This is a genomic window from Acanthopleuribacter pedis (assembly GCF_017377855.1).
Classification (GTDB): domain Bacteria; phylum Acidobacteriota; class Holophagae; order Acanthopleuribacterales; family Acanthopleuribacteraceae; genus Acanthopleuribacter; species Acanthopleuribacter pedis.
The window spans coordinates 90655-98706 of the sequence record NZ_JAFREP010000010.1; the positions used below are offsets into that span (position 1 = coordinate 90655).

Here is an 8052-nt window from a genome sequence, read left to right on the forward strand (position 1 = left end):
CCGACGTCAACCTCCACAACTTGGCCCACACGCTGCAAATCGGTCGCCAAGCGATGGAAGAACGCCTGGCTTTTGTGGCCGAACATACGGGCTCGGTTCGGGCGACATTGGCCGCGTTTGAAGCGGGCGACCGAAGCAAGGTTTTGCGGGGCCGGATCGGCGCGGGCGCAACCGGCATCGCGCTGCTCAACGACGACGCGGACGCCCGCGAACTGTTGACGAAGTGGGTCGCCGCGGGCCGTTTGGACAAAATCATCGGTCTGTGGGCCAACGGTGTCGCGGTCGCTTGGCCCCCCCTGCCCTCGGCCCAATGCATCCCGCTGCCAGGCTACCCCTTCGCGCGCGAAACCTACGGGCCGCCTGTGCCACCGTCGGCGGGCGACGGTTCGGACAGCGTCCTGATCCACCCACTCGTCCACCGCAACACCTCCGATTTTTGGGAACAACGGTTCACCACGCGGTTCACCGGCCAAGAGTTCTTTCTGGCCGATCACCGCGTCGTTTTGGCGGATCGCCCCGTGCCCGTGCTGCCCGCCGTCGCCTATCTTGAAATGGCCCGCGCGGCGATTCAGCAAGCAACCGGCGACGCCGAGCGCGAACGCCCAATGCGCCTGGAACATGTGATTTGGGCCGCGCCGCTGGCCGTTGGTGAGGCAGGCCAAACCGTAACCATCCGCCTGCGTCTGGAAGATGCGGATCAAAACGAGGCGCTCGGCCCGATCCATTTCGAAATCAGCACCGAACCCGGGGAACGGGTGGTCCATTGCCAAGGCACGGCCCGGATAACCGAAACACCGGCGCACGAACCGAATCCGGTAACCCAGCAGGACCACGCCGACAGCATCGATCCCGATGCGTTTTACCAGGCCTTCCGCGAATCCGGTTTACACCACGGCCCCGCCTACCGCGCCTTGCGGGCCTGCCGCCCCGCGGCCGACGGCACCTTCCTCGCCGAAATCCAGCGTCCCGCCGCCGCGCCGGCGCTCGCCTTTGTGCTCCATCCCGTAATGATGGACGCCGCACTCCAAGCATCGGCCGCCTTGGTCCCCGACGCGGAAAACGCGCCCGCCCTGCCTTTTGCGCTGGACCGCGTCGATATCCTCGGCCCCTGCACCCAAACCATGACGGCCACGGTGCGTCCCAACGGGGCCACCAACCAAAACCGCATCCGCAAATGCGACATCGACCTGCGCGACGAAGCAGGAAACCTTCGTGTCAAGCTGTTTGGTTTTTCCTCGCGGTTGCTGGAAACGGCCGCCGGCCCACAAACCTTGTGTTACCGACCCACTTGGCAGGCGGTCACCGTACCCGCCCATTTGAACACACTCGTTTACAGCGAACGTCGTGTGTTACACGCGTTGCCGACGGACATCCCCGACGCCGAACGCCTGCCCGTGGACGGCCCGACGGAACAAGCCTATACCGAAACCGCCGCGGCGGTTTTTGAAACGGTGCAACACATGCTGCGGCGCCAGGACGCCGGCACCATGCTGCTTCAAGTCGTGTTACCCGCGCCGGCCGGTGTCTTTGCCGGGCTGATCGGCCTGTTGCGCGGCGCCCACCAGGAGAACCCGCGTCTGATCACGCAACTCATCGAATGGGATCAAACCACCTCGTTGCAACATATTTTGGCGACCTCGGCGGCGTTACCCGAACAGGACCACGTTCGCTACCGCGGTCAGGAGCGCGAGATCCCCGGCTGGGTCGAAAGCGAGACCCCGTTACCATCAAAGCACGCGCTGCGCGACAAGGGCGTTTACCTGATCACCGGCTCAGGCGCTTTGGGCAACCTGCTCGCGGAAGACATCCGAAACCACGCGGCCGAGGCGGTGGTTTATTTGGTGGGACGTCGCCCCCAGACCAGCCAAGAACCGGCCGCCGCCGGCTTTCTTTACCGAACCTGCGACGTCACCGACCGCGCCGCCGTCACCGACCTCATCCGTGCCATCCGCCGCGAGCAGGGTGCGCTTCACGGCATCTTCCACGCCGCCGCGGTGTTGGACGATGCCTTGATCCTGCACAAATCAACCGATGCCTTGCGCGCGGTGCTCGCCCCCAAGGTCGCAGGCACCCTGCACCTTGCCGAGGCCGCCGGCGCCGTCGATTTCCTGGCGCTGTTCTCCTCGACCAGCGGCGTGTTTGGCAACGTCGGCCAAGCGGACTACGCCGCCGCCAACGGGTTCCTCGACGCCTTCGCCGCCTCACACACGGACTTACGCGTACTTTCGGTGAACTGGCCGTTGTGGCGCGACGGCGGGATGCGCCCGGACGCCAGCGTCATCCAACACCTGGCCCGGGCCGGCGGCGAACAACCGCTCCCAACCGAGCAGGGTTTGGCCGCGCTTCACGGCGGCTTGGCGAGCGGGGCGACGCGCCTGTTGGTACTCCACGGTGATCCCGTGCGCCTGCGCCAGGCCGTCGAGGCCGCACCGGTGGTGACCGGGGAGGAACCGACGCCGACGGAAAACGCCGTTCCAACCAATGCGGCCCCAACGGACGCGGCACAAGTCCAGGACTACTTCAAAAACCTGCTCTCCGAAACCCTCAAACTGCCGCCACACCGCATCCGCGTGGAAGAACCCCTGGAACGCTACGGGATTGATTCCATTTTGGTGATGCAGATGACCAACACCTTGGAGACCGTGTTCGGCTCGCTTTCCAAAACGCTGTTTTTCGAATACCAGACCTTGGCCGAACTGGCCGAATATTTCCAAAAACATCACGGCACGCGCTTGCAGGAACTGCTGCACCAAACCGCGCCGCGGCAAGCGGTCGCGGCCGGCGACCAAGCAAAGGCACCTCGGAAACACCGAGCCCCATCAAAAGCACGTATCAGCGCGGCCACACCCAAGCGCAAACCCAACGCCCAAATCGCGGTGGTCGGCCTGGCCGGGCGTTATCCTCAAGCCCCCGATCTAGAAACCTTTTGGCAAAACCTGGCCGCGGGCCGCAACAGCATCACCGAGGTGCCCGCCGACCGTTGGGACTGGCGTCACTGGTTCAGCGAGGACTCCAGCCAAACCGGCGTCCACCTGTCGCGCTGGGGCGGTTTCCTCGACGACGTCGCCGGTTTCGATCCCCGCTTCTTTAACATCGCCCCACGGGACGCCCGTTTCATGGATCCCCAAGAGCGCCTGTTCCTGGAAAGCTGTTGGCAGGCGATGGAAGACGCGGGTTACCGCCGCGACGCCTTACCGGAACGGGTCGGCGTGTATGCCGGGGTGATGTATGGCGAATACCAACTGATCGGCCTGCAAGCCAGCCGCGAGGGCCGCAAAACCGCTACCTCCAACCTGTACGCCAGCATTGCCAACCGCGTGTCCTACACCCTTAACCTGCGCGGGCCCAGCATGACCGTCGACACCATGTGCTCCAGCTCGCTGACCTGCCTCGACCTCGCCATGCGCGATTTGCGGCAGGGCCGCACCGACATGGCCTTCGCGGGCGGTGTCAACCTCAACCTGCACCCCAACAAGTACACCATCCTCAGCGACAGCCGCTTCATTTCCAACCGCGGCTACTGCGAGAGTTTCGGCCAAGGCGGCGACGGCTATATCCCTGGTGAAGGCGTGGGCGTGGCCCTGCTCAAACGCCTGGACGACGCCCAACGGGACCACGACCCCATTTACGGGGTGATCCTCGGCAGCGCGGTCAACCACGACGGCAAAACCAACGGTTACACCGTGCCCAACCCCCGCGCCCAGGAGGCGGTCATCGCCGAGGCACTTGCCGAGGCCGGTGTGTCGGCCGCGGACCTTTCCTATATCGAAGCCCACGGTACCGGCACCAAATTGGGCGACCCCATCGAAATCAACGGCTTAACCCGTGCCTTCGGCCGCGATACCGACCACACCGGTTTCTGCCTTTTGGGTTCCGCCAAGTCCAACATCGGCCATTGCGAATCGGCGGCGGGCATCGCCGGGGTCACCAAAGTCCTGCTGCAAATGAAACACGGTCAGGTGGCGCCGTCGCTCCACTCGGCCACGCTCAACCCCAACATCGATTTCGAGGCCACGCCCTTCGTGGTCAACCAAAGCTTGCGCCCCTGGCCGCAACCGGCGAGCGGCGCGCCCCGTGTGGCGGGGATCTCCTCGTTCGGCGCGGGCGGCGCCAACGCCCACTTGGTCATCCGCGAGGCCCAGCGCCCCGAACGCCGCGACGCGGGCGGCAATCAGCCGATCCTGCTTTCGGCGATCAACGAGGACCGTTTGCGTGCCCAAGCGACGCAACTGCTGGCCTGGCTGGAGCGCTTTGACGGTGTGGCCGACACCGAGTTGGAAACCTTGGTGCGCGACGAGCTGGCCGCGCTGCTCCAGGTCGACGCCGCGGAACTGGATCGAGACGAGCCCCTGGAAGAAGTCGGCATTGAACCGGTACACCGCACCGCGTTGTTGGAACGCCTGGCCGGAAAAGTCGCCGTGTCGCAACAGATCCCCACCGGCGCCACCATCGCCGAAATCTGTCGCCAATGGGCACGCCCCACCCAGGAGACGCGGCCACCTTTGGTCGACACCGCCTACACCTTAATGGTCGGTCGCGAGGCCATGCCGGCGCGGCTCGGCCTGCTCGTCGCCGATTACGACGGCTTGCGCACGGGCTTACAGCGCTTCCTCAACGGAGAGCAGCACAGCACCCTTTTCCTCGGTACCGTCGCCGAGGACGCGACCGCGGCGCCGCGGGAAACCCTCGCGGCCTGGTTGGCGGCGCGCCGTTTCGACCAACTGCTGAAGGCCTGGGTCGAAGGCGCCGATCCCGATTGGGCGCAACTCTGGCCGAACCCCGCGCAACGCCCCTTCCGCGTCAACCTGCCAAGCTATCCCTTTGCCCGCAAACGCTACTGGCTACCGGAGAAACAGCCGCCGGTGACCATCCCGGCGATGGTTGCTTCCCCGGCGGTCGCACCCGCCGCCGAACCCGACATGGAATGGCTGGCCGTCGCGGAAACCTGGTCGGCCCAAAACCTTCCCGAGAACCGCGACTGGCAGGCCGCGCTCCGCAAGCAAGACGGCCGGCGCATTGCCCTCATCGGCGAAAGCGAGGACACCGCCCCGTTGCGCGACCTGCTCACGCAACTGAGCCAATCCCTGACCCAAGGTTTCCAAGTCGACACGGTCACCCCCAACCGGATCAACGCCGATTTCTCCTTTGCCGCGCGACCCGATGTGGTGTTTTTGCTCCAACCGCAACGCCCCGTGTCGACAACGCCGCAACCCGCCGAAGACGAGGTGGCGACGGTCTTCCACCTCAGCCACGTTTTCATGCAAACGGCTTGGAACAAACCGCTGCAAATGGTTCATTTCCATCAAACGGCCATTCCCCGTTTGGACCTGCAAGCGCTGGACGGTTTCTTGAAATCGGCCGTGTTGGAAAACGCGCGCCATCGCTGGACCTGCATTGAGGCCGACCCATTCTTATCGGTCACGCCCGCCCAGATCGTGCTCCAGGAATGGCTGGCTGGATCCGACGACAACGCGGAACCCTTCCAGTCGGTGCGTTACCGCGGCGATCAACGGCTTGTCGCCAAGCTTGAAGAAACCGCGATGCCGCAAACCGACACGTCCCTTTTCCGCGAAGGTGCGACCTACCTGTTAACCGGCGGACTCGGGCCCGTCGGCGAATTGCTTTGCCGCGAGTTGGCGCAACGCTATCGTGCGCGCCTGGTGATTCTCTCGCGCGGGGCGCTGGATGAACAACGCCGCGCCACCTGCCGCGAACTCGAGAAGCTGGGCGCCGCGGTCGCCTACCACGCGGTGGATATCGGTGATCGCGCCGCCTTAAAACAAACCCTCACCCGCATCAAAAGCGAGGTCGGCCCCCTTCACGGCGTGATCCACCTGGCCCGCCTGGTGGAAGACGCGCCCATCCTTACCAAAACCTGGGACAGTTTCCGCCGCGTCAAACGCGCCAAGGTCGCGGGCACCCTGTACCTGGACGAACTCACCGCCGCCGAACCGCTCGACTTCTTCGTGTTGTTCTCCTCGATGGGCGCTTTCGGCATTCGCGGCTCGGCCGATTACGGTTATTCCGCCGCCTTCCAAAACGCCTTTGCCGTTTGGCGCCGCGCCGAACAGCAGGCGGGCCGCCGCGCGGGCCACACCGGTGCCTTGTGCTGGGGCTTTTGGACCGTCGACCGCTACCTGCCCGCCAATCGCGAAAAGGTGATCCGCGAATCCGGTTACGATCCCATCGACATGACCGCGGCCTTCCCAATCATCACAAGTGGTTGCCTGCACGCGTCGGCCGCCTTGGGATTAATGGGCGTGGCTGATCGCGACAAAGTGTTGCAAGGCTTGGGTCTACGCGAAAGCCAACCAACCACCCGCGCCGCCGTCATTGCCACGCAAATCGCACGCTGGGAAGCGCAACAAGGTCGCGGCTACCCACTCACCATCGACACCATGCGCGCGTTCATTCACGAACGGGAAATCGCCGGGCTGGCCGGCGACCTGGTCGCGCGCCTGCACAAGCTCCTTTTTCCAACGGAAGCCGCGGCGGCAAGTGTTGCGCCGGAATCTGGGCCTGAACTTGATCCGGCACCACAACCCGACCCGGCACCGTCCTCCTCGGCCGCCAAACCCATCGCCGCCGCCATCCGTGACGCGCTGGTCGCGGTTCTCGAAATCGAGGACGTCAGCGACACCCATAGCTTCCCGGACTACGGTCTGGACTCCATTTCCGGCATGCGGCTCACCGTGATGCTGGAGAAAAAACTCGCGCGGGAAATCGACGCCCAATGGCTGATTGATTTCCCGACCATTCGCAGCTTATCCCAACATTTGGCCGCCCAAACGCGGCCCGTCATGAATTGAGAGGAACACCATGGGCGCAACAGTTGAAGAACTTTTAGGCATCAAACCCCGGACGAGCCGGCCGGAACCCACGCGGGCCCACCAACCCGCGCCGACCCGCCACACCCCGGTCGATCAGAAAATCGCCTTCAGTTTTCTGTTCTTTTCGGATGTGCGCAAGGACGTCTCCGACGAGCAAAAATACAACTTCATGCGCGACGTTACCCTGTTCGCCGACCGCGAAGGTTTTTGTTCGATCTACCTGCCGGAACGGCACTTTTACGAGTTTGGTTCGATCTACGCCAACTCGGCGGTGATGGCGGCCTACCTGATTCCGCAAACCAAAAACATCCGCTTCCGCACCGCCGGTGTGTCGCTGCCGCTGCACCATCCCACCGAGGTCGTCGAATGGTGGGCCATGAACGACATCCTTTCCGGCGGCCGGGTCGACCTGGGTTTCGGCTCCGGCTGGAACAAACCCGACTTCATCCTGGCGCCGGACAACTACGAAAACCGCCGCGAGATCTGTTCGGAACGGATCGAACAGGTGCGCCGCCTGTGGCGTGGCGAGGAGCTGACCTATCCCGGTCCGGGCGGCGAGGATTTCCCGATCAAGGTGTTCCCGCGCCCCGTCCAAAAGGAACTGAATGTGTGGTTGTTGGTTGCCAAAAACCACGACGCCTTCATCCACGCCGGCCGCCAAGGTTACAACATCTTCACCATGCTCTACGGCAACAATTTGGAAGCGATGCGCAAACCCATTCAGCTTTACCGCCAGGCACGTAAAGAGGCCGGCCACGATCCCCAGGCGGGCGTGGTGTCGTTGATGCTGCACACCCTCGTCCACCCCGACATGGACCTGGTGCAGCGCGAGGTGGAGGAACCCTTTAAGGCCTACATCAAAAGCGCCTTGGACGCCCACGTCAAAGCGGCGGTGGTGCCCGGCGAAACGGTCACGGAAGAAGAGAAACAAAAAATCCTGGCCTACGCCTACCAGCGTTACTTCAAAACCAGCGGCATCTTCGGCGGCATTGAGCACGGCCGCACCATCATCGAAGAAGCCATCGACGTCGGTGTCGACGACATCGCCTGCCTGGTGGATTTCGGGGTCGACTACGACGTCGTCCACCAGTCGCTGCCCTACCTCAAAGAATTAATCGCGCCCTACATCAAACGCAACCCTTAAGCCCCGGAGCCCACTCATGACCCAGCCCAGCCCAACCGCCAACCCACGAACCAACGTCCAGACGCGCGGGGATCATCG

2 protein-coding genes (1 of these 2 only partly in view) are annotated in these 8052 nt (G+C 63.9%); both read left to right on the plus strand.

The genetic code is table 11. The annotated features are described in order from the left end of the window. Positions 1-6809 carry the 3' portion of an amino acid adenylation domain-containing protein gene (locus J3U88_RS12640; RefSeq protein WP_207859129.1) on the plus strand. Its footprint begins 6892 nt before the window's first position, so the window shows 6809 of its 13701 coding nt (coding positions 6893-13701); its start codon lies off the left edge, out of view; it ends in the stop codon at positions 6807-6809. Between the two features lie 10 nt (positions 6810-6819). Then, positions 6820-7974, plus strand: coding sequence for a MupA/Atu3671 family FMN-dependent luciferase-like monooxygenase (locus J3U88_RS12645; protein WP_207859130.1), 1155 nt, complete (start codon positions 6820-6822; stop codon positions 7972-7974). Positions 7975-8052: the final 78 nt, after the last annotated feature.

Excerpts from the sequence above, each read along its gene's own strand:
- J3U88_RS12645 (WP_207859130.1), top strand. The coding sequence starts at position 6,820 with ATGGGCGCAACAGTTGAAGAACTTTTAGGCATCAAACCCCGGACGAGC.